This is a genomic window from Pseudomonas sp. YA1 (assembly GCF_058680555.1).
The window spans coordinates 97,730-124,418 of the sequence record NZ_JBZWBG010000010.1 but is presented as its reverse complement, the minus strand read 5'-3'; the positions used below and the strand labels follow the sequence as shown (position 1 = coordinate 124,418).

21 protein-coding genes and 1 tRNA gene are annotated in these 26,689 nt (G+C 63.6%); 11 read left to right on the top strand and 11 right to left on the bottom strand.

The annotated features are described in order from the left end of the window. Nucleotides 1–30: 30 nt before the first annotated feature. On the bottom strand, nucleotides 31–1,317 hold the full coding sequence (gene parS, locus AC4OR5_RS15920) for a sensor histidine kinase ParS (protein ID WP_003087912.1): 1,287 nt from the start codon (nucleotides 1,315–1,317) through the stop codon (nucleotides 31–33). Further along, on the bottom strand, nucleotides 1,318–2,025 hold the full coding sequence (gene parR, locus AC4OR5_RS15915) for a response regulator transcription factor ParR (protein WP_003087915.1): 708 nt from the start codon (nucleotides 2,023–2,025) through the stop codon (nucleotides 1,318–1,320). 231 nt (nucleotides 2,026–2,256) lie between these two features. Between parR and tig the strand changes: the two genes are divergently transcribed. The 7 genes from tig to AC4OR5_RS15880 all read left to right on the top strand — a co-directional run bounded on the left by tig (nucleotide 2,257) and on the right by AC4OR5_RS15880 (nucleotide 10,720). Further along, complete coding sequence (tig, locus tag AC4OR5_RS15910; protein ID WP_003087920.1) at nucleotides 2,257–3,567, top strand: trigger factor; 1,311 nt, start codon at nucleotides 2,257–2,259, stop codon at nucleotides 3,565–3,567. A gap of 93 nt (nucleotides 3,568–3,660) precedes the next feature. Then, nucleotides 3,661–4,302, top strand: a complete 642-nt coding sequence (gene clpP / locus AC4OR5_RS15905) for an ATP-dependent Clp endopeptidase proteolytic subunit ClpP (protein WP_003098129.1) — start codon at nucleotides 3,661–3,663, stop codon at nucleotides 4,300–4,302. 104 nt (nucleotides 4,303–4,406) lie between these two features. Beyond that, nucleotides 4,407–5,687 carry an ATP-dependent Clp protease ATP-binding subunit ClpX gene (gene clpX, locus AC4OR5_RS15900; protein WP_003087924.1) on the top strand — a complete coding sequence of 427 codons (1,281 nt, stop codon included), beginning with the start codon at nucleotides 4,407–4,409 and terminating at the stop codon, nucleotides 5,685–5,687. Between the two features lie 131 nt (nucleotides 5,688–5,818). Next, the gene (gene lon / locus AC4OR5_RS15895; RefSeq protein ID WP_003124759.1) at nucleotides 5,819–8,215 is read left to right on the top strand and encodes an endopeptidase La; all 2,397 of its coding nucleotides are present in this window, start codon (nucleotides 5,819–5,821) and stop codon (nucleotides 8,213–8,215) included. A gap of 135 nt (nucleotides 8,216–8,350) precedes the next feature. Then, on the top strand, nucleotides 8,351–8,623 hold the full coding sequence (gene hupB / locus AC4OR5_RS15890) for a nucleoid-associated protein HU-beta (RefSeq protein ID WP_003087931.1): 273 nt from the start codon (nucleotides 8,351–8,353) through the stop codon (nucleotides 8,621–8,623). Nucleotides 8,624–8,674: 51 nt separating this feature from the next. After that, a tRNA-Asp gene (locus AC4OR5_RS15885) sits at nucleotides 8,675–8,751 on the top strand. 103 nt (nucleotides 8,752–8,854) lie between these two features. Then, entirely contained in the window at nucleotides 8,855–10,720 is a 1,866-nt protein-coding gene (locus AC4OR5_RS15880) for a SurA N-terminal domain-containing protein (protein WP_058160656.1), read from the top strand. 97 nt (nucleotides 10,721–10,817) lie between these two features. Here the strand turns inward: AC4OR5_RS15880 and fabI are convergent, their stop codons facing one another. From fabI to gloB, 8 genes are all read right to left on the bottom strand, one after another. Then, entirely contained in the window at nucleotides 10,818–11,615 is a 798-nt protein-coding gene (gene fabI / locus AC4OR5_RS15875; protein ID WP_003087936.1) for an enoyl-ACP reductase FabI, read from the bottom strand. Between the two features lie 21 nt (nucleotides 11,616–11,636). After that, on the bottom strand, nucleotides 11,637–13,247 hold the full coding sequence (locus tag AC4OR5_RS15870) for an ABC transporter ATP-binding protein (RefSeq protein ID WP_003087940.1): 1,611 nt from the start codon (nucleotides 13,245–13,247) through the stop codon (nucleotides 11,637–11,639). Nucleotide 13,248: 1 nt separating this feature from the next. Next, nucleotides 13,249–14,268, bottom strand: coding sequence for an ABC transporter permease (locus tag AC4OR5_RS15865; RefSeq protein ID WP_003087942.1), 1,020 nt, complete (start codon nucleotides 14,266–14,268; stop codon nucleotides 13,249–13,251). 4 nt (nucleotides 14,269–14,272) lie between these two features. Beyond that, nucleotides 14,273–15,355: a microcin C ABC transporter permease YejB gene (locus AC4OR5_RS15860; RefSeq protein WP_003087943.1), complete on the bottom strand. Its 1,083-nt coding sequence runs from the start codon at nucleotides 15,353–15,355 to the stop codon at nucleotides 14,273–14,275. A gap of 6 nt (nucleotides 15,356–15,361) precedes the next feature. Next, nucleotides 15,362–17,209 carry an extracellular solute-binding protein gene (locus AC4OR5_RS15855; RefSeq protein WP_023106648.1) on the bottom strand — a complete coding sequence of 616 codons (1,848 nt, stop codon included), beginning with the start codon at nucleotides 17,207–17,209 and terminating at the stop codon, nucleotides 15,362–15,364. After that, on the bottom strand, nucleotides 17,206–19,035 hold the full coding sequence (locus AC4OR5_RS15850) for an extracellular solute-binding protein (protein ID WP_003113590.1): 1,830 nt from the start codon (nucleotides 19,033–19,035) through the stop codon (nucleotides 17,206–17,208). The genes AC4OR5_RS15855 and AC4OR5_RS15850 overlap by 4 nt, the downstream gene beginning before the upstream one ends. 190 nt (nucleotides 19,036–19,225) lie before the next feature. Beyond that, nucleotides 19,226–20,830: a LysM peptidoglycan-binding domain-containing protein gene (locus AC4OR5_RS15845; RefSeq protein WP_058160654.1), complete on the bottom strand. Its 1,605-nt coding sequence runs from the start codon at nucleotides 20,828–20,830 to the stop codon at nucleotides 19,226–19,228. A 77-nt stretch (nucleotides 20,831–20,907) separates the two neighbouring features. Beyond that, a complete protein-coding gene (gene gloB / locus AC4OR5_RS15840) occupies nucleotides 20,908–21,684 on the bottom strand; it encodes a hydroxyacylglutathione hydrolase (RefSeq protein ID WP_003087949.1) in 777 nt (258 codons plus the stop codon). Between the two features lie 101 nt (nucleotides 21,685–21,785). On the opposite strand from gloB, the gene AC4OR5_RS15835 reads away from it, so the two are divergent. The 3 genes from AC4OR5_RS15835 to dnaQ all read left to right on the top strand — a co-directional run bounded on the left by AC4OR5_RS15835 (nucleotide 21,786) and on the right by dnaQ (nucleotide 23,801). Further along, on the top strand, nucleotides 21,786–22,547 hold the full coding sequence (locus AC4OR5_RS15835; RefSeq protein WP_003087952.1) for a methyltransferase domain-containing protein: 762 nt from the start codon (nucleotides 21,786–21,788) through the stop codon (nucleotides 22,545–22,547). Nucleotides 22,548–22,549: 2 nt separating this feature from the next. Continuing rightward, nucleotides 22,550–22,996 (top strand): ribonuclease HI, encoded by a 447-nt coding sequence (gene rnhA / locus AC4OR5_RS15830; RefSeq protein WP_003087954.1) that lies wholly within the window; start codon nucleotides 22,550–22,552, stop codon nucleotides 22,994–22,996. A gap of 64 nt (nucleotides 22,997–23,060) precedes the next feature. Continuing rightward, the gene (gene dnaQ / locus AC4OR5_RS15825; RefSeq protein ID WP_003087958.1) at nucleotides 23,061–23,801 is read left to right on the top strand and encodes a DNA polymerase III subunit epsilon; all 741 of its coding nucleotides are present in this window, start codon (nucleotides 23,061–23,063) and stop codon (nucleotides 23,799–23,801) included. A 27-nt stretch (nucleotides 23,802–23,828) separates the two neighbouring features. On the opposite strand, the gene AC4OR5_RS15820 is transcribed toward dnaQ, so the two are convergent. Further along, nucleotides 23,829–24,218 (bottom strand): nuclear transport factor 2 family protein, encoded by a 390-nt coding sequence (locus AC4OR5_RS15820; RefSeq protein ID WP_023435700.1) that lies wholly within the window; start codon nucleotides 24,216–24,218, stop codon nucleotides 23,829–23,831. Between the two features lie 193 nt (nucleotides 24,219–24,411). Here AC4OR5_RS15820 and ldcA point away from each other — a divergent pair, with 193 nt between their 5' ends. Beyond that, on the top strand, nucleotides 24,412–26,667 hold the full coding sequence (gene ldcA, locus AC4OR5_RS15815; protein WP_003087961.1) for a lysine-specific pyridoxal 5'-phosphate-dependent carboxylase LdcA: 2,256 nt from the start codon (nucleotides 24,412–24,414) through the stop codon (nucleotides 26,665–26,667). The last annotated feature ends 22 nt before the right edge of the window (nucleotides 26,668–26,689 follow it).

Genomic DNA, 26,689 nt, shown 5'->3' with positions numbered 1-26,689 from the left:
AATCTGTGAAAGATTGTTAAGCCTCCGCTGTCAACGGGGTCGCTCCCAGGTCAGGCGGAAGGAGGCGCCTCCCTGCGGCGTTTCCAGCGCTTCCGCATAGCCGCCGTGCCATTGCGCGACCCGGCGGACGATCGCCAGGCCCAGGCCGAAGCCGCCGGTGCTGCGATCGCGGCTGTCGTCCAGGCGCGAAAAGGGTTCGAAAATCTTCTGCCGGGCATCCGCCGGTATCCCGGGGCCGTCGTCGTTGACCCGTATCTGACAGCTGTCGCCTTGATCGAGGAGGGCGATTTCGACGCGCGAGTGTGCGTGGCGGATGGCGTTGCGCAGCAGGTTGATCACGGCGCGCGCCATGAAGCGAGGCTCGATGCGGATCTGTTCGACCTGGCAGGCGCTGATCTCGCAGGTGACTCCGGCGGCTTCGGCTTCCAGGGCGACGTCGGCGACGACGCTATCCAGCCAGCTCGCGGCGTCGACGATTTCCCGGTGGCTCCCGACGTTGCCGTGCTCCAGGCGGGCGTAGGTCAGCAGTTCGGATACCATTTCCTCCAGTTCACCGAGGTCGGCGCGCATGTCCTCTATCAGGTCGTGGCGTACTTCGGCGTCGACCTGCTTGTTCAATTGCTCGAGTTCGAAGGACAGGCGGGAGATCGGCGTGCGCAATTCGTGGGATACCGCGTTGGTCAGTTCGCGCTGGTTGCTGATCAGGCTTTCGATGCGGTCGGCCATCTGGTTGAAGTGTTGGGCCAGGGTGCGGATATCGGAGCGTCGGAAAATGCGCGTGCGCGATGACAGGTCGCCGTCGCCGAAGCGTTGCGCGGCCAGGCGCAGGGTCTCGAGGTCGCGCCAGTGCGGGCGGACCCATACCAGCAGGGCGATGCCGACCAGCACGCCGAGCAGGATGTAGGCCAGCACGGTGAACAGTGGGGTCAGCGAGGGTTCCGGCGGCAGCTTGATGTCGAGCAACTGCGGACCCGCGTCGATGCGGCTGATGAATTCCGTGAAGTCCTCGCGTACCACCAGCAGGTTCTTGTCGAGGAGAGCCTGCTCTTCCTGCGTCAGCTTCGCCTGCCTGGCATCCGTCAGGCTCAGCTCGAGCCCGTAGTGGGGGCGCCAGTCTTCGAGCTGTCGCTGGCGTCCGGCCTGGTCCAGCGGGGCCAGCTTTTCCACCAGCGAATAGGCCTGGCCGCGAACGGCGTCGCGGTGATAGTTCTCGACGATGCTGTCGTAGAACGCGTCGATGACATGGTCGACCACGAAGATCGCGGCGGCGAACCCCAGGGCCAGCAGCAGGTAGAGGCGCAGGAACAGGCGCAGCATTCAGAGTTCCCAGCCCAGCGGGTTGAACAGGTAGCCCTTGCCCCAGACGGTCTTGATCCGGACCGGCTCGCGCGGATTGTCCTTCAGTTTATTGCGCAGCTTGCTGATGCAGACGTCGACGCTGCGGTTCAGGCCGTCGAAGCCGATGCCGCGGATCTGGTTGAGGATCTCGTCGCGGGAAAGTATTTCCCCTGCCTGGTTGGCCAGCAGCCAGAGCAGCTCGAACTCCATCGTGGTCAGTTCTATGCCGCGGCCTTCGAGTTCCGCTTCGCGCCGCCGTCGGTCGATGTTCAGCTTGCCGAATGTCAGGCTTTCCGGGGAGGCGGGAAGGGGCGCGTGCCGGCGCATCAGGGCGCGCAGGCGGGCGAGCAGCACCGGTGGCTCGATCGGCTTGATCACGTAGTCGTCGGCGCCGGACTCCAGGCCGAGGATGTGATCGAGATCGTCCTCCTGGGCGGTGAGTATGAGGATCGGCAGGTTCGCGACCCGGCGGATCTCCCGGCACACCTGCAGACCATTCTGTCCGGGGAGCATGAGGTCGAGAACCACCACTTGCGGCTTGAAGTCGAGGAAAGCGGCGAACGCGGCATCACCGCGATGCACCTGGCGCACTTCGAAACCATGCTGGGAAAGGAAGCTGGCAATCAGGCGGGCGAGCTTCTGGTCGTCTTCGACGAGCAATACCTTGCTGAGGGTAGGGCAGTCCATAGGGTTTCATCGGTCGGAGCGGAATCGGCTGGCATTATATGCACCCGCTTCCGGCGAAGCTCCAGCGACTCGTTCGAGACCGGGCTGCGATCGGCGGAAGCGGCCGGAAACACCCCGGGGATCCGCCTGCACCCTGGCGGGGTGACTTCTGCTTTTCCCTCTACTAGAATGCATGCCCTTGATTCTGGGAGCCGGAAGGACCGGCTTACGTCTGTGCAACGAGGAATATCCATGCAAGTTTCTGTTGAAAGCACTTCCGCTCTTGAGCGCCGCATGACCGTTGGTGTGCCTGCCGAGCGTATCGAGACCGAAGTCAACAAGCGTCTGCAGCAGACCGCCCGTCGTGCCAAGATTCCAGGTTTCCGCCCCGGCAAGGTGCCGATGAGTGTCATTCGTCAGCGCTACGAAGCTTCCGCGCGCCAGGAAGCCATGGGCGATCTGATCCAGGAAACCTTCTACGAAGCCGTGGTCGAGCAGAAGCTGAATCCGGCCGGTTCGCCGTCGGTAGAGCCCAAGTCCTTCGAGAAAGGCAAGGACCTGGAATACATCGCAACCTTCGAAGTCTTCCCGGAATTTACCGTTTCCGGCCTGGAAGACATCAAGGTCGAGCGCCTGCAGGCCGAAGTTTCCGATGCTGATGTCGACAACATGCTCGATGTCCTGCGCAAGCAGAACACCCGTTTCGAAGTGGTCGAGCGTGCCGCCCAGAACGATGACCAGTTGAACATCGACTTCGTCGGTAAGATCGACGGCGAAGCCTTCGCCGGCGGTTCCGCCAAGGGCACCCTGCTGGTACTGGGCTCCGGTCGCATGATCGCCGGCTTCGAAGAAGGGCTGGTGGGGGCGAAGGCCGGTGAAGAGCGCGTGCTCAACCTGACCTTCCCCGAGGACTACCAGAACCTGGACCTGGCCAACAAGGCTGCCGAGTTCACCGTTACCGTCAATAGCGTTGCCGAGCCCAAGCTGCCGGAACTGAACGAAGAGTTCTTCGCTCTGTTCGGCGTGAAGGAAACCGGTCTCGATGGCTTCCGCGCCGAAGTGCAGAAGAACATGGAGCGCGAGCTGCGCCAGGCGATCAAGTCCAAGGTCAAGAACCAGGTCATGGAAGGTCTGCTGCAGGCCAACCCGATCGAAGTGCCCAAGGCCCTGATCGGCAACGAAGTGAACCGTCTGCGCGTGCAGGCCGTCCAGCAGTTCGGTGGCAACATCAAGCCTGACCAACTGCCGGCCGAGCTGTTCGAGGAGCAGGCCAAGCGCCGTGTGGTGCTGGGCCTGATCGTCGCCGAAGTGGTCAAGCAGCACGAGCTGAAGGCCGACGAAGGTCGCGTTCGCGAAATGATCGAGGAAATGGCCTCGGCCTACCAGGAGCCCGAGCAGGTCGTCGCCTGGTACTTCAAGAACGAGCCCCAGCTGAACGAAGTCCGTTCTGTTGTACTGGAAGAACAAGTCGTAGATACTGTCCTGCAAAAGGCCACTGTGACCGATAAGCAGGTATCCTACGAAGAAGCGGTCAAGCCGGCCGAAGCTCCGCAAGCGGCCTGATTCGTTCCTCTCGTTCGAATCCCACAAGCCAGCCTTAGTGCTGGCTTGTGCGTCTTTGAGGCTTCACTATCTGTTAGGGAGTGATCGCAAGACATGTCTCGCAACTCTTTTATTCCGCACGTTCCCGATATCCAGGCCGCCGGTGGCCTGGTGCCCATGGTGGTGGAGCAGTCCGCCCGCGGCGAGCGCGCCTACGACATCTATTCGCGCCTGCTGAAGGAGCGGATCATCTTCCTGGTCGGCCAGGTCGAGGACTACATGGCCAACCTGGTGGTTGCCCAGTTGCTGTTCCTGGAGGCTGAAAATCCCGAGAAGGACATTCATCTCTACATCAACTCGCCGGGTGGCTCGGTGACTGCCGGGATGTCCATCTACGACACCATGCAGTTCATCAAGCCCAACGTCTCGACCACCTGTATCGGTCAGGCGTGCAGCATGGGTGCCCTGCTGCTTGCGGGCGGTGCCGCCGGCAAGCGCTACTGCCTGCCGCATTCGCGGATGATGATCCACCAGCCGCTGGGCGGTTTCCAGGGCCAGGCCTCGGATATCGAGATCCATGCCAAGGAAATCCTCTTCATCAAGGAGCGTCTGAACCAGATCCTGGCGCACCACACCGGCCAGCCCCTGGACGTCATTGCCCGCGATACCGATCGTGACCGCTTCATGAGCGGTGACGAAGCCGTCAAGTATGGCCTGATCGACAAGGTCATGACCCAGCGCGACCTGGCCGTCTAAGGCTCCGCAATACTGGCGGTCGAGACATTCGGCCGCCTCGTGGGCTTGAAAATGCCCACAATTGCCTTCATCTTGTGTTTGAAGCTACCCATTGGATCGATCGAATGACTGATACCCGCAACGGCGAGGACAACGGCAAGCTGCTGTATTGCTCCTTCTGCGGCAAGAGCCAGCACGAAGTGCGCAAGTTGATTGCCGGCCCCTCGGTCTTTATCTGCGACGAGTGTGTCGACCTGTGCAATGACATCATCCGCGAGGAGGTGCAGGAAGCGCAGGCGGAAAGTAGTGGGCACAAACTTCCGGCGCCGAAAGAGATCCGCACCATCCTCGATCAGTACGTGATCGGGCAGGAGCGGGCCAAGAAGGTTCTGGCGGTAGCGGTATACAACCACTACAAGCGCCTCAACCAGCGTGACAAGAAGGACGATATCGAGCTCGGCAAGAGCAACATTCTGATGATCGGCCCAACCGGCTCGGGCAAGACCCTGCTGGCCGAGACCCTCGCACGTCTGCTGAACGTGCCGTTCACCATCGCCGATGCGACCACGCTGACGGAAGCGGGCTACGTGGGCGAGGATGTCGAGAACATCATCCAGAAACTCTTGCAGAAGTGCGATTACGATGTGGAGAAGGCCCAGATGGGCATCGTCTACATCGACGAGATCGACAAGATTTCCCGGAAATCGGACAACCCCTCCATCACTCGCGACGTTTCCGGCGAGGGTGTGCAGCAGGCCCTGCTGAAGCTCATCGAGGGCACCGTTGCCTCGGTACCGCCGCAGGGCGGTCGCAAGCATCCGCAGCAGGAGTTCCTGCAGGTCGATACGCGCAACATCCTGTTCATCTGCGGCGGCGCTTTCGCCGGTCTGGAGCGGGTCATCCAGAACCGTTCCGCGCGCGGCGGCATTGGTTTCAATGCCGAAGTACGCAGTCAGGAGATGGGCAAGAAGGTCGGCGAGGCGTTCAAGGAAGTTGAGCCGGAAGATCTCGTCAAGTTCGGTCTTATTCCCGAATTTGTAGGGCGTTTGCCGGTGATCGCGACTCTTGATGAGCTCGACGAGGCTGCGCTCATGCAGATCCTGACCGAGCCGAAGAACGCTCTCACCAAGCAGTACGCCAAGCTGTTCGAGATGGAAGGCGTCGATCTCGAATTCCGTCCGGACGCACTCAAGGCGGTTGCCCGCAAGGCGCTCGAACGCAAGACCGGTGCACGTGGCTTGCGTTCAATTCTCGAAGGTATCCTTCTCGATACCATGTACGAGATTCCCTCCCAGCAGGATGTCAGCAAGGTGGTCATCGATGAGAGTGTCATCGATGGCTCGTCGCAACCCCTGATGATCTACGAGAACAGCGAAAAGCCAGCCAAGGCTGCGCCTGAGGCATGAAAGAGCAGGGGCCTTCGGGCCCCTTTTCTTTTCCGACTGGCACGCTTGTTTTTTCCCGGGCCTAACCCCATCTTAGGCTGAAAGGTCTTCCTATCTGTTTCGTGGCCAAGTGCCGCTGTAGAGCCGACATTATGAAAACACTCGTCGAATTGCCCTTGCTGCCGCTACGTGACGTGGTGGTGTACCCGCACATGGTCATCCCGTTGTTCGTCGGTCGGGAAAAGTCCATCGAGGCCCTGGAGGCAGCGATGACCGGCGACAAGCAAATCCTCCTGCTGGCGCAGAAAAACCCCGCGGACGACGATCCGGGCGAAGATGGCCTGTACCGCATGGGTACGGTCGCTACCGTGCTGCAGTTGCTCAAGCTGCCGGATGGCACCGTCAAGGTGCTGGTCGAAGGCGAGCAGCGCGGCCAGGTCGAGCGCTTCATCGAGGAAGAAGGGCACATTCGTGCCGCGGTCCAGGCCATCGATGACGCCAATGTCGGCGAGCGCGAGGCTGAGGTCTTCACTCGCAGCCTGCTGAGCCAGTTCGAGCAATACGTCCAGTTGGGCAAGAAAGTCCCCGCCGAGGTGCTTTCCTCGCTGAACAGCATCGACGAGCCGAGCAGGCTGGTCGATACCATGGCCGCGCACATGGCGCTGAAGATCGAGCAGAAGCAGGACATCCTGGAGATCACCGACCTGTCGTCGCGGGTCGAGCATGTCCTGGCGCTGCTGGATGCCGAGATCGACCTGCTGCAGGTGGAAAAGCGCATCCGCGGCCGGGTCAAGAAGCAGATGGAGCGCAGCCAGCGCGAGTACTACCTGAATGAGCAGATGAAGGCCATTCAGAAGGAACTCGGCGATATCGACGAAGGGCACAACGAAGTCGAGGAGCTGAAGAAGCGCATCGACGCCGCTGGCTTGACCAAGGAGGCGCACACCAAGGCCACTGCCGAGCTGAACAAGCTCAAGCAGATGTCGCCGATGTCGGCGGAAGCCACCGTGGTGCGTTCCTACATAGACTGGCTGCTGAACGTGCCGTGGAAGGCCGAGAGCAAGGTGCGCCATGATCTCGCCAAGGCGGAAGACATCCTCGATGCCGACCATTACGGCCTGGAAGAGGTCAAGGAGCGCATTCTCGAGTATCTCGCCGTGCAAAAGCGGGTGAAGAAGCTCAAGGGCCCGGTCCTTTGCCTGGTGGGGCCGCCCGGCGTGGGCAAGACCTCCCTGGCCGAATCCATCGCTCGCGCCACCAATCGCAAGTTCGTGCGCATGGCGCTCGGCGGCGTGCGTGACGAGGCCGAGATCCGCGGTCACCGTCGTACCTATATCGGCTCCATGCCGGGCCGCCTGATCCAGAAGATGACCAAGGTCGGCGTGCGCAACCCGCTGTTCCTCCTCGACGAAATCGACAAGATGGGCAGCGACATGCGCGGGGATCCCGCCTCGGCGCTGCTCGAGGTGCTCGACCCGGAGCAGAACCACAACTTCAACGATCACTACCTGGAAGTCGACTACGACCTGTCCGACGTGATGTTCCTCTGCACCGCGAACTCGATGAACATCCCGGCGCCCCTGCTGGATCGGATGGAAGTCATCCGCCTGCCGGGCTACACCGAGGACGAGAAGGTCAACATCGCCTCCAAGTACCTGATTCCGAAGCAGGTCCAGGCCAACGGCCTGAAGAAGGGCGAGCTGACCTTCGAGGAAGGCGCCCTGCGCGACATCATTCGTTACTACACCCGCGAAGCCGGGGTGCGCAGCCTTGAGCGGCAGATCGCCAAGGTCTGCCGCAAGGCGGTGAAGGAGCATGCCAAGCTCAAGCGTATCCAGGCGGTGGTGTCCAGCGAGACGCTGGAGAACTACCTCGGCGTGCGCAAGTTCCGTTATGGCCTCGCCGAACAGCAGGACCAGATCGGCCAGGTGACCGGGCTGGCCTGGACCCAGGTCGGCGGCGAGCTGCTCACCATCGAGGCGGCCGTGGTACCGGGCAAGGGCCAGTTGACCAAGACCGGATCGCTGGGCGACGTGATGGCGGAGTCGATCACCGCGGCGTTGACCGTGGTGCGCAGCCGCGCCCAGAGCCTAGGAATCGCGGCGGACTTCCACGAGAAACGCGACATCCATATCCACGTTCCGGAAGGCGCTACGCCGAAGGATGGCCCGAGCGCAGGCATCGGCATGTGCACGGCGCTGGTTTCGGCGATCACGCAGATCCCGGTGCGCGCCGACGTGGCAATGACCGGGGAGATCACCCTGCGTGGGCAGGTGCTGGCGATCGGCGGGCTGAAAGAAAAACTTTTGGCGGCGCACCGCGGCGGGATCAAGACGGTGATCATTCCCGAGGAAAATGTTCGCGACCTGAAGGAAATTCCGGACAATATTAAGAGTGATCTGGTTATTAAACCGGTTAAATGGATTGACGAAGTCCTGCAAATTGCGCTGCAATACGCCCCGGAGCCCTTGCCCGATGCGGCTCCGGAGATGGTTGCAAAGGATGAAAAACGCGAGCCTGATTCCAAGGAGCGAATTAGCACGCATTAGTCGGTAGGTATTCTTGACACTGTTTTTGGGCCCTTGTTATAAAGCGGCACTTGCTGAGTCAGTTGGCCTACCAGCACAGAATTTCCTTACACCTAACACATAGAAACATACTCAACAGAAATAAGGGGACTTAGAGTGAACAAGTCGGAACTGATCGATGCAATTGCCGCATCTGCTGATATCCCGAAAGCTGTTGCCGGTCGCGCACTGGACGCAGTGATCGAGTCCGTCACTGGCGCCCTGAAGGCTGGTGACTCCGTCGTGCTGGTTGGTTTCGGCACCTTCGCTGTCAAAGAGCGCGCTGCTCGCACCGGTCGCAACCCGCAAACTGGCAAGCCGATCAAGATCGCCGCTGCCAAGATCCCGGGCTTCAAAGCCGGTAAAGCCCTGAAGGATGCTGTCAACTAAGCGTCTTTTTGGACTCGTTCTACCCAGGTCAGCCAAGGCTGGCCTGGCTGCGGAGCGGTAGTTCAGTCGGTTAGAATACCGGCCTGTCACGCCGGGGGTCGCGGGTTCGAGTCCCGTCCGCTCCGCCAGTTACGAGAAGGCGCATCCTCGGATGCGCCTTTCTTATATCCGCATCTCTTACCCACGCCGCGCCGCCCAAGACGGCTGGTCGTGGCAGTTTTTGGGGGCTGCATGCTGCAGAACATCAGGGATAATTCCCAGGGCTGGATCGCCAAGACCATCATTGGCGTGATCATCGTTCTCCTGTCGCTGACCGGCTTCGACGCGATCATCCGGGCCACCGACCACTCCAACGTGGCCGCCAAGGTCAACGGCGACGATATCAGTCTCAATGAAGTCCAACAGGCCGTGGACATGCAGCGTCGCCAGCTGCTGCAACGCCTGGGCAAGGATTTCGATCCGTCCATGCTGGATGACAAGCTGCTCAAGGAAGCGGCCCTGAAGGGGCTGATCGAGCGTACCCTGCTGCTCCAGGCCGCCAAGGACGACAAGTTCGCTTTCTCCGACCAGGCGCTGGACCAGTTGATCCTGCAAACTCCCGAGTTCCAGGTCGACGGCAAGTTCAACGCGGATCGCTTCGACCAGGTCATCCGCCAGATGAACTACAGCCGCATGCAGTTCCGCCAGATGCTCGGCCAGGAAATGCTCATCGGCCAGCTTCGCGCCGGCCTGGCGGGCACCGGTTTCGTCACCGACAACGAATTGCAGTCCTTCGCTCGCCTCGAGAAGCAGACCCGCGACTTCGCTACCCTGGCGATCAAGGCCGACGCGTCCAAGAGCAGCGTGAGCGAGGACGAGGTGAAGGCCTTCTACGAAGGCCACAAGAGCGAGTTCATGACTCCCGAGCAGGTGGTCGTCGAATACGTGGAACTGAAGAAGTCCTCCTTCTTTGACCAGGTCAAGGTGAAGCAGGAAGACCTCGAGGCGTTGTACCAGAAGGAAATCGCCAACCTCTCCGAGCAGCGCGATGCCGCCCACATCCTGATCGAGGTGAACGACAAGGTCGGCGACGAGCAGGCCAAGGCGAAGATCGACGAGATCAAGGCTCGCCTGGCCAAGGGCGAGGATTTCGCCGCGCTGGCCAAGGAGTTCTCCCAGGATATCGGCTCGGCCGCCACCGGCGGTGACCTGGGCTACGCCGGTCGCGGCGTGTACGACCCCGCGTTCGAGGAGGCGCTGTATGCGCTGAAGCAAGGTGAGGTATCCGCCCCGGTGAAGACTCCGTACGGCTACCACCTGATCAAGCTGCTGGGCGTGCAGGCACCGGAAGTACCGAGCCTGGAAAGCCTCAAGCCGAAGCTCGAGGACGAACTGAAGAAGCAGATGGTCGAGCAGCGTTTCGTCGAGGCTACCAAGGATCTGGAAAGCTCCGCCTACGAAGCCGCCGACCTGAGCCAGCCGGCGCAGGAAATGGGCCTGAAGGTCCAGACCAGCCAGCCGTTCGGACGTTCGGGGGGCGACGGCATCGCTGCCAACCGCCAGATCGTGCAGACCGCGTTCAGCGCCGAGGTGCTGGAAGAAGCGGCCAACAGTGGCGCCATCGAGCTGGATCCGGACACCGTGGTGGTGCTGCGGGTCAAGGAACACAACAAGCCGAAGGAGCAACCGCTGGAGCAGGTCGCGGCGAACATCCGCGAGCGCCTGGCCGCCGAAAAGGCCGCCGAGGAGGCGCAGAAGCGTGGCGAGGCCCTGATCGCAGAGCTGCGTGAAGGCCGTACCTCTTCCGCAGCGGGTGAGTCGTGGAAAGTGGTCGAGGCGGCCTCCCGCGGCCAGGAAGGCGTCGATCCGAAACTGCTCCAGGCGGTGTTCCGCATGCAGCGTCCGGAGGCCAAGGACAAGCCTTCGCTCTCTGGCGTGACCCTGGCCAATGGCGATTACGTGGTGATCCGCCTGAATGGCGTCAGTGAGCCGGAGAAGGCTATCTCCGACGACGAGAAGGCCATGTACCGCCGCTTCCTGGCTTCGCGCAGCGGACAGGCAGACTTCGCCGCCTTCCGCCGTCAGTTGCAGGACAAGGCGGAAGTCGAGAAATACTGAGACCGAGATGCAAAGAAAAGGCCGCTTACGCGGCCTTTTCTTTATTCCACCCATGAAAAAGGCCGCTCGAAGCGGCCATTTTTCATGGGCGGGGTGATCAGTCGTCGTCCAGCGGGCCCATGGCGGTAGTGTTGAAGCCGCCATCGACGTAGAGGATCTCGCCACTGATACCGCTGGCCAGGTCCGAACAGAGGAAGGCGCCGGCATTGCCGACTTCCTCGATGGTGACGTTGCGCCGCAGCGGCGTCTGCCGCTCGTTGGCGGCCAGCATCTTGCGGAAGCTCTTGATTCCGGAGGCGGCGAGCGTTCGGATCGGCCCGGCGGAAACCGCATTGACCCGGGTGCCTTCCGCGCCCAGGCTGCCGGCCAGGTAGCGGACCCCGGCCTCCAGGCTGGCCTTGGCCATGCCCATTACGTTGTAGTTCGGCATGGTCCGTTCGGCGCCCAGGTAGGAGAGGGTCAGCAGGCTGCCGTTGCGGCCCTTCATCATTTCCCGTCCGGCCTTGGCCAGGGCGATGAAGCTGTAGGCGCTGATGTCGTGGGCGATGCGGAAGCCCTCGCGGGTGGTCACCGCGGTGAAGTCGCCGTCGAGCTGATCGCCTGGAGCGAATCCGACGGAGTGGACGATGATGTCCAGGCCGTCCCAGTGCTTGCCCAGGGCGGCGAACACCGCTTCGATCTGGCTGTCGTCGGCCACGTCACAGGGGAAGCACAGCTCCGGCCGCGAGCCCCAGCCACTGGCGAACTCCTCCACCCGGCCCCTGAGCTTGTCGTTCTGGTAGGTGAAGGCCAGTTCGGCGCCTTCCCGGTGCATGGCGGCGGCGATGCCGGAAGCGATGGAGAGCTTGCTGGCGACTCCGACGATCAGGGCGCGTTTTCCTGTGAGAAATCCCATGGTCCGTTCCTTGTCTGCTACTCAGTTTTCCGCGCTTGCCGGGGCCATGAAGGCGGCCTCCAGCAATTGCTGCGTATAGGGATGTTGCGGCGAGGCGAAAACCGCTTCGGCGCTGCCCTGTTCCACCACCTTGCCATGTCGAACCACCATCAACTGGTGGCTGAGCGCCTTGACCACCGCCAGGTCGTGGCTGATGAACAGGTAGGTGAGGTTGTACTTGCCCTGCAGTTGCCGCAGCAATTCCACGACCTGGCGCTGCACGGTGCGGTCGAGCGCCGAGGTCGGTTCGTCGAGCAGGATCAGTGCCGGTTTCAGCACCAGTGCCCGGGCGATGGCGATGCGCTGGCGCTGGCCGCCGGAGAATTCGTGGGGGTAACGGTAGCGGGTCTGCGGATCGAGCCCGACCTCCACCAGCGCGTCGATGATCGCCTGCTCCTGTTCGGCCTCGCTGCCGATCCTATGGATGCGCAGGCCTTCGCCGACGATCTCGCCGACACACATGCGTGGGCTGAGGCTGCCATACGGGTCCTGGAACACCACCTGCATCTCGCGGCGCAGCGGGCGCACGTCATGTTGCGCGAGACCGTCCAGCCGGGTGCCTTCGAAGCGGATGCCGCCCTGGCTTTCCAGCAGCCGCAGGATTGCCAGGCCAAGGGTCGACTTGCCCGAGCCGCTTTCGCCAACGATGCCCAGCGTCTGCCCGCGGGGTAGTTCGAAATTGACCCCGTCGACCGCCTTGACGTGGTCCACGGTGCGGCGGAACACGCCTTTGCGGATCGGGAACCAGACCCGCAGGTCGTCCACCGCCAACAGGGTTTCACCGGGCGGGTTGCTCGCCGGCGCACCGCTGGGCTCGGCGTTGAGCAGCTCGCGGGTATAGGGGTGTCGCGGGGCTGCGAAGAGTTCCTGGCAGGAAGCCTGCTCGACGATCCGCCCTTGTTGCATGACGCAGACGCGGTGGGCGATGCGCCGGACCAGGTTGAGGTCGTGGGTGATCAGCAGCAGGGACATGCCCAGGCGTGCCTGCAGGTCCTTGAGCAGATCGAGGATCTTCAACTGGACGGTGACGTCGAGCGCGGTGGTCGGTTCGTCGGCGATCAGCAGTTGCGGCTCGCAGGCCAGGGCCATGGCGATCATCACCCGCTGCCGCTGGCCACCGGAGAGTTCGTGTGGATAGGCTTTCAGGCGCTTGGCTGGCTCGGGGATGCCGACCAGCTCGAGCAGTTCGAGAATTCTCGCGCTGGCCTTGGCGCCACCCAGGCCCTTGTGCAGGGCGAGGACCTCGGCGAGCTGCTTCTCGATGGTATGCAGCGGATTGAGCGAGGTCATGGGTTCCTGGAAGACCATGGCGATGCGGTTGCCGCGGATCCCGCGCAGGCGCCGTTCCGGGAGCTTGAGCAGATCCTCGCCCTGGTAGTGGATGCTGCCTGCTGGGTGGCTGGCGACGGAGTAGGGCAGCAGGCGCAGGATCGAGTGGGCGGTCACCGACTTGCCCGAGCCGCTTTCGCCGACCAGGGCCAGGGTCTCGCCCTGGCGGATGTCGAAGCTGACGCCTTCGACCACCCGCTGGCGTTGCTCGCCGGAGAGGAACTCGACGGCGAGGTCGCGGATTTCCAGAATGTTCTCGCTCATCTCATTTCCTCGGGTCGAAAGCGTCGCGGGCGGCTTCGCCGATGAACACCAGCAGGCTCAGCATGACCGCCAGCACCACGAAGGCGGAAATGCCCAGCCAGGGCGCCTGGAGGTTGGACTTGCCCTGGGCGACCAGCTCGCCCAGCGACGGCGCGCCGGGCGGCAGGCCGAAGCCGAGGAAGTCCAGGGAGGTGAGGGTGCCGATGGCGCCGGTGAGGATGAACGGCATGAAGGTCAGGGTCGAGATCATCGCGTTCGGCAGGATGTGACGGAACATGATGGCGCTGTTGCGCATGCCGAGGGCCCGGGCGGCGCGGACGTATTCCAGGTTGCGCCCGCGGAGGAACTCGGCGCGGACCACGTCCACCAGGCTCATCCAGGAAAACAGCAGCATGATGCCCAGCAGCCACCAGAAGTTCGGCTGGACGAAGCTGGCCAGGATGATCAGCAGGTAGAGCACCGGCAGCCCCGACCAGACTTCCAGGAAACGCTGGCCGAGCAGGTCGACCCAGCCGCCGTAGTAGCCTTGCAGGGCGCCGACGGTGACGCCGATCAGAGAACTGAGCACGGTCAGGGTCAGGGCGAAGAGGATCGACACGCGGAAGCCGTAGATCACCCGGGCGAGCACGTCGCGGGCCTGGTCGTCGGTGCCCAGCCAGTTTTCCGCCGACGGCGGGGCGGGGGCGGGAACCTTCAGCTCGTAGTTGATGGTGTCGTAGCTGTAGGGGATCGGCGGCCAAAGCACCCAGCCGTCCTTCTCGGCGATCAGTTGGCTGATGTAGGGGCTCTTGTAGTTGGCTTCCAGGGGGAATTCGCCGCCGAAGGTGGTTTCCGGGTAGCGTTTGAAGACCGGGAAGTACCAGCCGCCGTCGTAATGCACGACCAGCGGTTTGTCGTTGGCGATCAGTTCGGCGCCGAGGCTGCCGACGAACAGGATGAGGAACAGCCAGAGCGACCACCAGCCACGCTTGTTGCTCTTGAAGCGGGCCCAGCGGCGCTGGTTGATGGGAGACAGGCGCATCGGATTACTCCCGGTTCTCGAAGTCGATGCGCGGATCGACCAGGGTGTAGACGATATCGCTGATCAGCTTCATGACCAGCCCGAACAGGGTGAAGATGAACAGCGTGCCGAAGACCACCGGGTAGTCGCGGTTCATCGCCGCTTCGAAGCTGAGCAGGCCGAGGCCGTCGAGGGAGAAGATCACCTCGATCAACAGCGAACCGGTGAAGAAGATCCCCAGCAGCGCAGCCGGCAGACCGGCGATCACCAGTAGCATGGCGTTGCGGAATACGTGCCCGTAGAGCACGCGGCGTTCGGTCAGGCCCTTGGCGCGGGCAGTGACCACGTATTGCTTGCCGATCTCGTCGAGGAAGCTGTTCTTGGTCAGCAGCGTGATGGTGGCGAAGTTGCCGATCACCAGGGCGGTTACCGGCAAGGCCAGGTGCCAGAAATAGTCGAGCACCTTGCCGCCGAGGCTGAGCTGGTCGAAGTTGTTCGAGGTCAGGCCGCGCAGGGGGAACCAGTCCCAGTAGCTGCCGCCGGCGAACAGCACCACCAGGAGGATGGCGAAGAGGAAGGCGGGAATGGCGTAGCCGACGATGATCGCCGAACTGGTCCAGATGTCGAAGACGCTGCCGTGGCGGACCGCCTTGGCGATCCCCAGCGGGATCGACACCAGGTACATGATCAGCGTGCTCCAGAGCCCGAGCGAGATCGACACCGGCAATTTCTCGACGATCAGGTCGGTGACCTTGGCGTCGCGGAAGAAGCTCTGCCCGAAGTCCAGGTGCAGGTAGTTCTTCAGCATGATCATGAAGCGCTCGGGGGCCGACTTGTCGAAGCCGTACATGCGCTCGATCTCTTTCACCAGCTCCGGGTCCAGGCCTTGCGCGCCGCGGTACTGCGAGCCGGCCACGGCGACTTCGCCGCCGCCGCCGGAGATGCGCCCGGTGGCGCCGCCGGAAGCGGCGTCGAAGCCTTCCAGCTTGGCGATCATCTGCTCCACCGGACCGCCGGGAGCGGCCTGGATGATGATGAAGTTGATCAGCAGGATGCCGAACAGGGTAGGGACGATCAGCAGCAGGCGCCGCAGGATGTAGGAGAGCATGCGGCGTTACTCCCGTTCCGGCTCGGCGTCTTGCGCGGCTTCGGCTTGCGCCTTGCTCGGCACCGCCTTGTCGCTGGTCTGCCACCAGGTCATCAGGCCCCAGTCGTAGAGCGGCGTCACCTTCGGCCGGCCGAAACGGTTCCAGTAGGCGACCCGCCAGGTATCGACGTAGTAGTTGGGAACCACGTAGTAGCCCCACGACAGTACGCGGTCGAGGGCGCGGGTATGGTCGATCAGGCTTTGCCGCGAGTCGGACTGGATCAGGCTTTCCACCAGGCTGTCGATGGCCGGGTCCTTGAGGCCGATGAAGTTGCGGCTGCCGGCCTTGTCGGCGCTGCTGGAATGCCAGAACTCTCGCTGTTCGTTGCCTGGCGAGTTGGATTGCGGCCAGGTCGCCGAGGTCATGTCGAAATCCCGCGAGCGCAGGCGGTTGACGAACTGCGAGACGTCGACGCGACGGATCTGCATGTCGATGCCAAGTTCGGCCAGGTTGCGCTTGAACGGCAGGATGACCCGTTCCATGTTGGCCTGGAACAGCATGAACTCGAAGCTCAGTGGCTGGCCGTCGGGACCTACCATGCGGTTGTTCTCGATCCTGTAGCCGGCCTCGGTGAGCAACTGGTAGGCCTTGCGTCGCTGCTCGCGGATCACCCCACTGCCGTCGTTGACCGGATTCTGGAAGACCTGGTCGAAGGCCTCGTCGGGAATCTTGCCGCGCAGCGGTTCGAGGATTTTCAGCTCGGCTTCGCTGGGCAACTGGTGGGCGGCCATCTCCGAGTTCTCGAAATAGCTGTTGGTGCGCTTGTAGGAGCTGAAGAACAGCTGCTTGTTCGACCATTCGAAGTCGAACAGCAGGCTGATCGCCTGGCGTACCCGGCGGTCCTGGAACACCGGGCGGCGGATATTGAAGGCGAAGCCCTGCATCCCCACCGGGTTGTGGTTGTGGATGCTGGCCTTGATGAAACGCCCGTCGCGCAATGCCGGCGACTCGTAGCCGGTGGCCCAGTCCTTCGCCGAATATTCGAGGTTGACGTCGTACTGGCCGGCCTTGAAGGCTTCCAGGGCGACCGACATGTCGCGATAGGAGTCGATGGTGATGGTGTCGAAGTTATAGAGTCCGCGGGAGACCGGAAGGTCCTTGGCCCACCAGTCCTTGACTCGCTCGTAGCTGATGGAGCGTCCCGGATCGACCTTGGCGATGCGGTAGGGGCCACTGCCTACCGGGATTTCCATGCCGGTCTTGGAAAAGTCGCGGTCGGCCCACCAGTGTTTCGGCAGGATCGCGATCTGGCCGAGGATCAGCGGCAGTTCGCGGTTGCCGGCGTGCTTGAAGTCGAAGCGCACGCGAAGCTTGTCCTCGGCGACCACCTTGTCGACGTCCGCATAGTAGTTGCGGTACATCGGGTCGCCCTTGCTCACCAGCGTCTCGAAGGTGAACACCACGTCTTCGGCGGTGACCGGCGTGCCATCGCTGAAACGGGCCTGGGGGCGCAGGTAGAAGCGCACGTAGCTGTTGTCCGGTGCCTTCTCGATCTTCTCCGCGAGCAGGCCGTATTCGGTGAACGGCTCGTCCTGCGACTGGAAGGCCAGGGTGTCGTAGATCAGGCCCAGCGAAGGGGCCGAGACGCCCTTGCCGATGAACGGGTTGAGGCTGTCGAAGCCGCCGAAGTCGGCCTGGCGGAGGATACCGCCTTTCGGCGCATCCGGATTCACGTAGTCGAAATGCTTGAAATCGGCGGGATACTTCGGAGGCTCATCGTAGAGCGTCAGTGCATGTTTCGGGGCGGCGAGGAGCGGGCCGCAGCAGCCGAGCAGCAGGGCTGCCAGCAGAGGGGTGAAGCGGGGACGGATCATCGGGACGTCTCCAGGTTTTTCTGCCACCACGCGCGCAGGCCCAGGGTGTAGGGCGGGGTGGCGACGAAGGCGAAGCGGTTGCGGTACGCCAGACGGTGCGAATTGAGGTACCAGTTGGGAATGCTGTAGTACTGCCAGAGCAAGGTCCGGTCCAGGGCGCGCGCGGCGGCGACCTGTTCGTCGCGGCTGTGGGCGCCGAGCAGGCGGTTGAGCATGGCGTCGACCACCGGGTTGGCGATGCCCGCGTAATTCTTGCTGCCCTTGACCTTCACCTGGCTGGAGTGGAAGTACTGCCACTGTTCCAGGCCGGGACTGAGGGTCTGCGGCAGGGTCATGAGGATCATGTCGTAGTCGAACTGGTCCAGGCGCTGCTTGTATTGAGCGCGGTCGACGGTGCGCAGGCGCGCGTCGATGCCGATGCTGGCGAGGTTTTCGCGATAGGGCTGGAGAATACGCTCCAGGCTCGGATTGACCAGCAGGATTTCGAAGCGCAGCGGTTCGCCCTTTTTATTCAGCAGTCGGTCGCCGGACAGCTTCCAGCCGGCGTCGGCCAGTAGACCGAGTGCATGCCTGAGGGTTTCACGGGGAATGCCGCGCCCCTCGGTGGTCGGCAGGCTGAACGGCTGTTTGAACAACTGCGCCGGCAACTGCTTGCGGTACGGCGACAGGTACAGCCATTCCTGGCCCTCCGGGACGCCGCTGGCGGCGAATTCGCTGTTCGGGTAGTAGCTGCGTGAGCGCAGGTAGGAATTGCTGAAGAGGGCGCGGTTGGTCCATTCGAAGTCGAACATCTCGCCCAGCGCCTGGCGTAGCGCGCGCTCCTTGAACACGGCGCGACGGGTGTTCATGAACAACGCCTGGGTCTGGCTGGGGATCTGGTGCGGGATTTCCGTGCGGATCACATCGCCGCGCAGAACCGCGGGGAAGCGATAGTTGTTCAGCCAGTTCTTCGCCTGGTGCTCGATGTAGAAGTCGAACTCGCCGGCCTTGAAGGCTTCGAAGGCGACGCCGTTGTCCCGGTAGAAGTCCACCACGACCCGGTCGAAGTTGTATTTGCCGCGGTTCACCGGCAGTTTTTCGCCCCACCAGCCCTTCACGCGTTCGAACACCAGGCGGCGCCCGGGATCGACCTCGACGATGCGGTAGGGGCCGCTGCCCAGCGGCGCGGTGAAGGTGGTGGCGCGGAAGTCGCGATCCTTCCAGTAATGCTGTGGCAGCACCGGAAGCTCGCCCAGGCGCAGGATCAGCAGCGGGTTGCCGGAGCGCCGCAGGACGAAGCGCACCCGGTGGGGGGTGAGGATATCGACCCGCTTCACCTCCTGCAGGTAGGTGCGGTACATCGGGTGCCCCTGCTTGACCAGGGTGCGATAGGAAAAGGCCACGTCGCTGGCGGTGATCGGCCTGCCGTCGTGGAAGCGTGCTTCCGGCCGCAGGTTGAATACCACCCAGCTGCGGTTTTCCGCGTATTCCACGCTCTTCGCGATCAGGCCATAGCTGGAGGCTGGTTCGTCGCCGGACGGGTCGTACAGGCCGGTGCCCACCATCAATGGTTCGTTCAGCTCGTTGACTCCGTACTGGAGGAAATCGCCGGTGCCGATCGGGCTGGTGCCTTTCAGGGTGTAGGGGTTGAGCGTGTCGAAGCTGCCCGAGGCCATCAGGCGCAAGGTACCGCCTTTGGGGGCGTCGGGATTGGTCCAGTCGAAGTGCTGGAAATTGGCCGGATACTTGAGCGTGCCGAATTGGGCATAACCATGGCTCTGGGTAATCGCGGCGAAGCTGGGCAGGCTCACGGCCAGGCCGAGGATCAGGAAGGAGAGGCGACGCATCAGGCGTGTGTCCGGGTCCTTGGCTATTTTTGACAACGAATCGTCAGGCAACAGTAACACCTTGCCCGCACAGGAAAAAAGAGGGAGCGCGGGCCTGGCCGGCCTAGGGTCCGGGGTTCTGGCCGCGCTTGCGAAAACGCCACGCCGGCAGGAGCGGGCGTGGCGTTTCGGGACGGCCTGCAATGGGCTGTCAGCGGCTCGCGGTGTCCAGGTACAGGGTCAGGGTCTGGCCGGGCTTGAGCGCCTGCTTGCTGCGCGGGTTCCAGCGCTGCAGGTGCTTCATTTCGACATTGAAGCGCTTGGCGATCAGGTACATCGAGTCGCCTTGCTTGACCTTGTAGTAGGTGGCGCTGTCGCGCTTGCCGGCGGCGTTTCCCTTGCGGGCCGCCAGGGCCTGGGTGCCGCCTTGCAGCTTGAGGGTCTGGCCTACCTTCAGGGCGTGCTTGTCCAGGCCGTTCCAGCGTTTCAGGTCGTTGACGTCGACGCCGTTGTTGCGGGCGATCTGCCACAGGCTGTCGCCGTTCTTGACCTTATAGGAGCGGGTCCTGGCCGGGGTGGAAGCCTGTCGGGCGAGTTGCTGGTAGACCGGCTTGACGGCGCCGCCGGCGATCTGCCCGGGGATGCTCAGTTGCTGGCCCTTGCGCAGGTGGTTGCTGGACAGGCGGTTGGCGCTCTTGAGCTCCGCTACGGTGATCCGATAGCGGTTGGCGATGCTGTGCAGGCTGTCGCCGTTACGCACCCGGTATTGCTGCCAGGCGGTGACTTCCTTCGGCTTGAGGGTGTCCAGCGAGGCGCTCAGGAACGCCGCTTTCTCCATCGGCACCAACAGTTGCTGGGGGCCGTCCATGGTCACGCGGCGCTTGTAGGCCGGGTTCAGCTGGTACAGCTCGTCTTCGTCCAGGTTCGCCAGCGCGGCGACGCTGGACAGGTCGATCCCGCGCTTGACCCGGACGGCCTGGAAGTAGGGCTCGTTGTTGATCGGGTTCAGGCTGATGCCGTAGGAATCCGGCGCCATGACGATCTGCGAGAGGGCGAGCAGCTTGGGTACGTAGTCCTGGGTTTCCTGCGGCAGCGGCAGGTTCCAGTAGTCGGTCGGCAGGCCCAGTTTCTCGTTGCGTTCGATGGCACGGCTGACAGTGCCTTCGCCGGCGTTGTAGGCCGCCAGGGCGAGCATCCAGTCGCCGTTGAACATGTCGTGCAGGCGCTCGAGATAGGTCAGGGCGGCGTTGGTCGAGGCGGTGATGTCGCGGCGACCGTCGTAGAAATTGGTCTGGCGCAGGTTGAAATGCTGGCCGGTGGCGGGAATGAACTGCCAGAGGCCGGCGGCGTTGCTGCGCGACAGGGCGAAGGGGTTGTAGGCGCTTTCGATGACCGGCAGCAGCGCCAGTTCGAGCGGCATGTTGCGTTCTTCCAGGCGCTCGACCACGTAGTGCATGTAGAGGCTGCCGCGCGCGCTCGATTGTTCGAGGAACGACTGGTTGCTGAGGAACCAGAGGCGCTGGCGTTCGATGCGCGGGTTGGTGCTGATCGCATCCTGGAGCTGGAAACCGTCGCGCATGCGGTCCCAGATGTCGTTGTAGGCGGCGTTCTGGCCGGGCTGGGCATGCAGCCAGGAGGGATTGAACTGGACGTCGACGGCTCGGGCGCCGGGACGTGCTGCTTTGGCCTGGGCCTCCCCCTTGATCTGGCCGCTGCCCTGGCAGCCGGCGAGCGCACCGGCGATGAGCAGGATGGACACCCGAACGGCGCGAGCCAGGGCGTCTAGATCGGGGGTTTTACGTGTCTGTGGCGGCATCGGCTGAGTGCTGTTCCGGGCAAAAATTCAGCCGATTCTAGAAATGACCTCAAGAGTGGTCAAGATTTCGCCAACCTTCAGAACTGGTCCTTCCAGGCCCTCAGGACGGCGAAAACCTCCTCCGGGGTGCGGTTTTGCTGGCCGCTCCGCTGGTCGGCTTTTTTCTTAACAGAATTTTCCGAAACGCGAAGAAATGGATTGGTCGACAATTCCAGCGAGATTTCCGACGGCAGGGTGATGCGATCCCGTTCGCGCAACCGGGTCGCTTCCTCGAAGCGTTCCCGCAGCGCCGCGTTGTCGGGCTCCACCGCCAGCGCGAAGCGCAGGTTGCTCAGCGTGTACTCGTGGGTGCAGTAGACCCGGGTGTTGGCCGGCAGCGCGGCCAGTCGCGCCAGGGAATGGTGCATCTGCGCCGGGGTGCCTTCGAAGAGACGGCCGCAGCCGGCGGCGAACAGGGTGTCGCCGCAGAACAGCAGCGGCGTCTCCGCCGGGTGGTAGTAGGCGATATGGCCGAGGGTATGGCCGGGCACGTGGAAGATCTCGAAGACCAGGCCGAGCACCTCGACCCGTTCGCCGTCTTCCAGCGCCAGGTCGCGGGCCGGGATCTTCTCGTTGGCCGGGCCGAGAACCCGCGCGCCGGTCAGTTCCTTCAGGGCCGCGACGCCGCCGACGTGGTCGTGATGGTGGTGGGTCACCAGGATATCGCTCAACCGCCAGTCGGGATGGGCGGCCAGCCAGGCTTCCACCGGCTTGGCATCGCCGGGGTCGACCACCGCGCAGCGACGGCTTGTCGCATCTTGCAACAGCCAGATGTAGTTGTCGTTGAAGGCGGGCAGGGCGTCGATCTGTATCATGGGCCGATGTCGCTAAGCAGAAGTCATTGGCGCATAGTATTGCTTATTTTCCCGTCGTGCCGGCGTCCGCCGCCGCGAAGGGGAAGACGCTGGAGGTACGCATGAACGAACCGCAAGCCTTCGCCCAGACCGATGCCGAGTGGCTGGCATCGATCAACCGGGCGCGCGACTGGTTCCAGGGGCCGCTGGGCAGCCTGATGCTGGCCGAGGAGCGACGCCTGTTGTGCGACGAGCTGACCCGTTACTTCGGTGGCTACCTGGTGCACTACGGGCCGCATGCCGAACTGCCGCCGAGCACCGGGCAGATTCAGCGCGGCGTGCGCCTGGGGCCGCCGCTGCCGGGCGTGGACATCGCCTGCGAAGAGGGCGCCTGGCCGCTCAGCGAACATGCCGCGGACGTGGTCCTGCTGCAACACGGCCTGGATTTCTGCCTGTCGCCTCACCGTCTCCTGCGCGAAGCCGCGCGTACCGTTCGTCCGGGCGGCCACCTGCTGCTGATCGGCATCAACCCATGGAGCCTGTGGGGCATCCGTCATTATTTCGCCGGGGATGCCTTGCGCCAGGCCCGCTGCATTCCTCCGTCGCGGGCCTGCGACTGGCTCAACCTGCTGGGCTTCGCGCTGGAGAAACGGCGCTTCGGGTGCTATCGTCCGCCGCTTGCGTCGGCAGCCTGGCAATCGCGCCTGGCTCGCCTGGAGCGCTGGGGCGACGCCTGGCAGTCTTCGGGCGCCGGCTTCTATCTATTGGTGGCACGCAAGCTGGTCGTGGGGTTGCGCCCGTTGCGCCAGAGCAAGCGCGAACCGCGCGGTCAGCTGGTGCCCATGCCGGTGGCGAAAGTCAGCCGGCGAGATTCCGAAATTTAGGCATGACAGATAAAGAACAGGTAGTGATCTATACCGACGGCGCCTGCAAGGGCAACCCCGGGCGCGGCGGCTGGGGGGCGTTGCTCCTCTACAAGGGTGCCGAGCGAGAGCTTTGGGGCGGCGAGCCGGACACCACCAACAACCGCATGGAGCTGATGGCGGCGATCCAGGCGCTGGCGGCACTCAAGCGTTCCTGTCCGATCCGTCTGATCACGGACTCGGAATACGTGATGCGCGGCATCACCGAATGGTTGCCGAACTGGAAGAAGCGCGGCTGGAAGACCGCCAGCAAGCAGCCGGTCAAGAATGCCGACCTCTGGCAGGCCCTGGATGAGCAGGTCGCCCGGCACCAGGTGGAGTGGCAGTGGGTTCGCGGGCATACCGGCGACCCCGGCAACGAGCGGGCCGACCAGTTGGCCAACCGTGGCGTCGCCGAATTGCCGCGCTGAGCGGCCATACCGAAACCAGCGTTCAGCAGCCATGGCTGCAGCGAAACAGAGAAAGGCTCTATAGATGCGTAGCGTCGTACTGGATACCGAAACCACCGGCATGCCGGTGACCGATGGTCACCGGATCATCGAGATCGGCTGTGTCGAGCTGGAGGGGCGCCGCCTGACCGGTCGCCACTTCCACGTCTACCTGCAACCCGATCGCGAGGTCGACGAAGGGGCGATCGCCGTCCACGGCATCACCAACGAATACCTGAAGGACAAGCCGCGCTTCCGCGAGGTCGCCAACGATTTCTTCGAGTTCATCCGCGGCGCCCAGCTGATCATCCATAACGCGGCGTTCGATATCGGCTTCATCAACAACGAGTTCGCCCTGCTGGGCCAGCAGGACCGCTCGGACGTGACCGAGTACTGCTCGGTGCTGGATACCCTGCTGATGGCCCGCGAGCGCCATCCGGGCCAGCGCAACAACCTCGATGCGTTGTGCAAGCGCTACGGCGTGGACAACTCCGGTCGCGACCTGCACGGCGCGTTGCTCGACGCCGAGATCCTCGCCGACGTCTACCTGGCGATGACCGGCGGCCAGACCAGCCTGTCGCTGGCCGGCAGCGGTGCGGAAGGCGACGGCAGCGGCCGGCCGATGGTCAGCCCGATCCGTCGGCTCGATCCGGCGCGGGTCGCCACCCCGGTGCTGCGCGCCAACGCCGAAGAGCTGGCTGCGCATGCGGCGCGGCTGGCGGTGATCGAGAAGTCGGCAGGTGGTCCGTCGCTCTGGGCGCAACTGGAAGCGCCGGTCGGCGAATAGCCTGCCCATGCACCACGGGCGCTGCGTTCAGCGCATCGCCCGCTCCACCAGCAAGGTGTCGCAGAACTGCTCGAAACGGCGGATCCTGCCGTCCTCCACCGTCCATACGTGTGCCACGCGCGCTTCGAACGACTTGCCGCTGCGACGGTGGGTCGCTGCATATCGACCGACGGCGACCACGCTGTCGCCGCCGTCGATCAGGCGCTCGATCTCGACCCTGAAGCCCTCCCAGTCACGCTGCAAGGCCTGGAACACACCAGCGCCGATGGCGGCCGCGCCGACATAGGTGCCGGCCAGCGGGAAACCGGCCATTTCCGTCCATTCGGTGCGTTCGTCCATGTCCGCCAGCATTCCGGCGAGGTCCCCACGGCTGGAGGCCGCATAGTGATCGCTGACGATCCGATAAGCGCTGCGCATCGTTGTCGCTCCGTAGCAGGGCAGAGAGGTCCATGCTCCTCGCTGGCGGGAGCGGAGGCAAGCGCGGCGCGCCGACTTGTGTTGCCGCGACCTTTTCTTACAAGGGCAAGCCGCCGGGGGTTACGCGCGTGCCGGCAAGTCTCTACCCTGAGCCGACCGGCGGGGTTCGCCCGCCTGCTGCTCGGGATCAACAATGTATAAAGACCTCAAATTTCCCGTCCTCATCGTCCATCGCGACATCAAGGCCGACACCGTTGCCGGCGAACGCGTGCGGGGCATCGCCCACGAACTGGAGCAGGACGGCTTCAGCATTCTCTCCACCGCCAGCTCCGCCGAGGGGCGCATCGTCGCTTCCACCCACCACGGCCTGGCCTGCATCCTGGTCGCCGCCGAAGGTGCCGGGGAAAACCAGCGCCTGCTGCAGGATGTGGTCGAACTGATCCGCGTGGCCCGCGTGCGGGCGCCGCAATTGCCGATCTTCGCCCTCGGCGAGCAGGTGACCATCGAGAACGCGCCGGCCGAGTCCATGGCCGACCTGCACCAGTTGCGCGGCATCCTCTACCTGTTCGAAGACACCGTGCCGTTCCTCGCCCGCCAGGTCGCCCGGGCGGCGCGCAACTACCTGGCCGGGCTGCTGCCGCCATTCTTCCGTGCGCTGGTCGAGCACACCGCGCAGTCCAACTATTCCTGGCATACGCCGGGCCACGGCGGCGGTGTCGCCTATCGCAAGAGTCCGGTGGGACAGGCGTTCCACCAGTTCTTCGGGGAGAACACGCTGCGTTCCGACCTGTCGGTCTCGGTCCCCGAGCTGGGCTCGCTGCTCGACCATACCGGCCCCCTGGCCGAGGCCGAGGACCGTGCCGCGCGCAATTTCGGCGCCGACCATACCTTCTTCGTGATCAATGGCACTTCCACCGCGAACAAGATCGTCTGGCACTCCATGGTCGGTCGCGAAGACCTGGTGCTGGTGGACCGCAACTGCCACAAGTCGATCCTCCACTCGATCATCATGACCGGGGCGATACCGCTCTACCTGACTCCGGAACGCAACGAACTGGGGATCATCGGGCCGATCCCGCTGAGCGAATTCAGCAAGGAGTCGATCGCCGCGAAGATCGCCGCCAGCCCGCTGGCGCGCGGCCGCGAGCCGAAGGTGAAGCTGGCGGTGGTGACCAACTCCACCTACGACGGCCTGTGCTACAACGCCGAGCTGATCAAGCAGACCCTCGGCGACAGCGTCGAGGTGTTGCACTTCGACGAGGCTTGGTACGCCTATGCCGCGTTCCACGAGTTCTACGACGGACGCTATGGCATGGGCACCTCGCGCAGCGAGGAGGGCCCCCTGGTGTTCGCCACCCACTCCACGCACAAGATGCTCGCCGCCTTCAGCCAGGCCTCGATGATCCACGTGCAGGATGGCGGGACCCGGAAGCTGGACGTGGCGCGCTTCAACGAAGCCTTCATGATGCACATCTCGACCTCGCCACAGTACGGCATCATCGCTTCGCTGGACGTGGCTTCGGCGATGATGGAAGGGCCCGCCGGGCGTTCGCTGATCCAGGAGACCTTCGACGAGGCCCTCAGCTTCCGTCGGGCCCTGGCCAACGTACGGCAGAACCTGGACCGGAACGACTGGTGGTTCGGCGTCTGGCAGCCGGAGCAGGTGGAGGGCACCGATCAGGTCGGCACCCATGACTGGGTGCTGGAGCCGAGCGCCGACTGGCACGGCTTCGGCGATATCGCCGAAGACTACGTGCTGCTCGATCCGATCAAGGTCACCCTGACCACCCCGGGCCTGAGCGCCGGCGGCAAGCTCAGCGAGCAGGGGATTCCGGCCGCCATCGTCAGCCGCTTCCTCTGGGAGCGCGGGCTGGTGGTGGAGAAAACCGGTCTCTACTCCTTCCTGGTGCTGTTCTCGATGGGCATCACCAAGGGCAAGTGGAGCACCCTGGTCACCGAACTGCTCGAATTCAAGCGCTGTTACGACGCCAACCTGCCGCTGCTCGACGTCTTGCCCTCCGTGGCCCAGGCCGGCGGCAAGCGCTACAACGGCGTGGGCCTGCGCGACCTCAGCGACGCCATGCACGCCAGCTACCGCGACAACGCCACGGCGAAGGCCATGAAGCGCATGTACACGGTGCTGCCGGAGGTCGCGATGCGGCCGTCCGAGGCCTACGACAAGCTGGTGCGCGGCGAGGTCGAGGCGGTACCGATCGCTCGGTTGGAAGGGCGCATCGCGGCCGTCATGCTGGTACCCTATCCGCCGGGTATCCCGCTGATCATGCCGGGTGAGCGCTTCACCGAGGCGACCCGCTCAATCCTCGACTATCTCGAGTTCGCGCGGACCTTCGAGCGCGCCTTCCCTGGTTTCGACTCCGATGTGCATGGCCTGCAGCATCAGGACGGACCGTCCGGGCGCTGCTATACCGTTGAGTGCATAAAGGAATGAAGCCGACAGGCTAAGGGGTGTC

Bases quoted from the DNA above. Each gene is read 5' to 3' on its own strand.
- parR (WP_003087915.1), bottom strand. From the start codon at position 2,025: ATGGACTGCCCTACCCTCAGCAAGGTATTGCTCGTCGAAGACGACCAG.
- AC4OR5_RS15880 (WP_058160656.1), top strand. From the start codon at position 8,855: ATGCTGCAGAACATCAGGGATAATTCCCAGGGCTGGATCGCCAAGACC.
- AC4OR5_RS15845 (WP_058160654.1), bottom strand. From the start codon at position 20,830: ATGCCGCCACAGACACGTAAAACCCCCGATCTAGACGCCCTGGCTCGC.
- rnhA (WP_003087954.1), top strand. From the start codon at position 22,550: ATGACAGATAAAGAACAGGTAGTGATCTATACCGACGGCGCCTGCAAG.
- AC4OR5_RS15870 (WP_003087940.1), bottom strand. From the start codon at position 13,247: ATGAGCGAGAACATTCTGGAAATCCGCGACCTCGCCGTCGAGTTCCTC.
- parS (WP_003087912.1), bottom strand. From the start codon at position 1,317: ATGCTGCGCCTGTTCCTGCGCCTCTACCTGCTGCTGGCCCTGGGGTTC.
- AC4OR5_RS15835 (WP_003087952.1), top strand. From the start codon at position 21,786: ATGAACGAACCGCAAGCCTTCGCCCAGACCGATGCCGAGTGGCTGGCA.
- AC4OR5_RS15865 (WP_003087942.1), bottom strand. From the start codon at position 14,268: ATGCGCCTGTCTCCCATCAACCAGCGCCGCTGGGCCCGCTTCAAGAGC.
- ldcA (WP_003087961.1), top strand. From the start codon at position 24,412: ATGTATAAAGACCTCAAATTTCCCGTCCTCATCGTCCATCGCGACATC.
- gloB (WP_003087949.1), bottom strand. From the start codon at position 21,684: ATGATACAGATCGACGCCCTGCCCGCCTTCAACGACAACTACATCTGG.
- lon (WP_003124759.1), top strand. From the start codon at position 5,819: ATGAAAACACTCGTCGAATTGCCCTTGCTGCCGCTACGTGACGTGGTG.
- clpX (WP_003087924.1), top strand. From the start codon at position 4,407: ATGACTGATACCCGCAACGGCGAGGACAACGGCAAGCTGCTGTATTGC.
- AC4OR5_RS15855 (WP_023106648.1), bottom strand. From the start codon at position 17,209: ATGATCCGTCCCCGCTTCACCCCTCTGCTGGCAGCCCTGCTGCTCGGC.
- AC4OR5_RS15850 (WP_003113590.1), bottom strand. From the start codon at position 19,035: ATGCGTCGCCTCTCCTTCCTGATCCTCGGCCTGGCCGTGAGCCTGCCC.
- AC4OR5_RS15820 (WP_023435700.1), bottom strand. From the start codon at position 24,218: ATGCGCAGCGCTTATCGGATCGTCAGCGATCACTATGCGGCCTCCAGC.
- tig (WP_003087920.1), top strand. From the start codon at position 2,257: ATGCAAGTTTCTGTTGAAAGCACTTCCGCTCTTGAGCGCCGCATGACC.
- clpP (WP_003098129.1), top strand. From the start codon at position 3,661: ATGTCTCGCAACTCTTTTATTCCGCACGTTCCCGATATCCAGGCCGCC.
- AC4OR5_RS15860 (WP_003087943.1), bottom strand. From the start codon at position 15,355: ATGCTCTCCTACATCCTGCGGCGCCTGCTGCTGATCGTCCCTACCCTG.
- dnaQ (WP_003087958.1), top strand. From the start codon at position 23,061: ATGCGTAGCGTCGTACTGGATACCGAAACCACCGGCATGCCGGTGACC.
- fabI (WP_003087936.1), bottom strand. From the start codon at position 11,615: ATGGGATTTCTCACAGGAAAACGCGCCCTGATCGTCGGAGTCGCCAGC.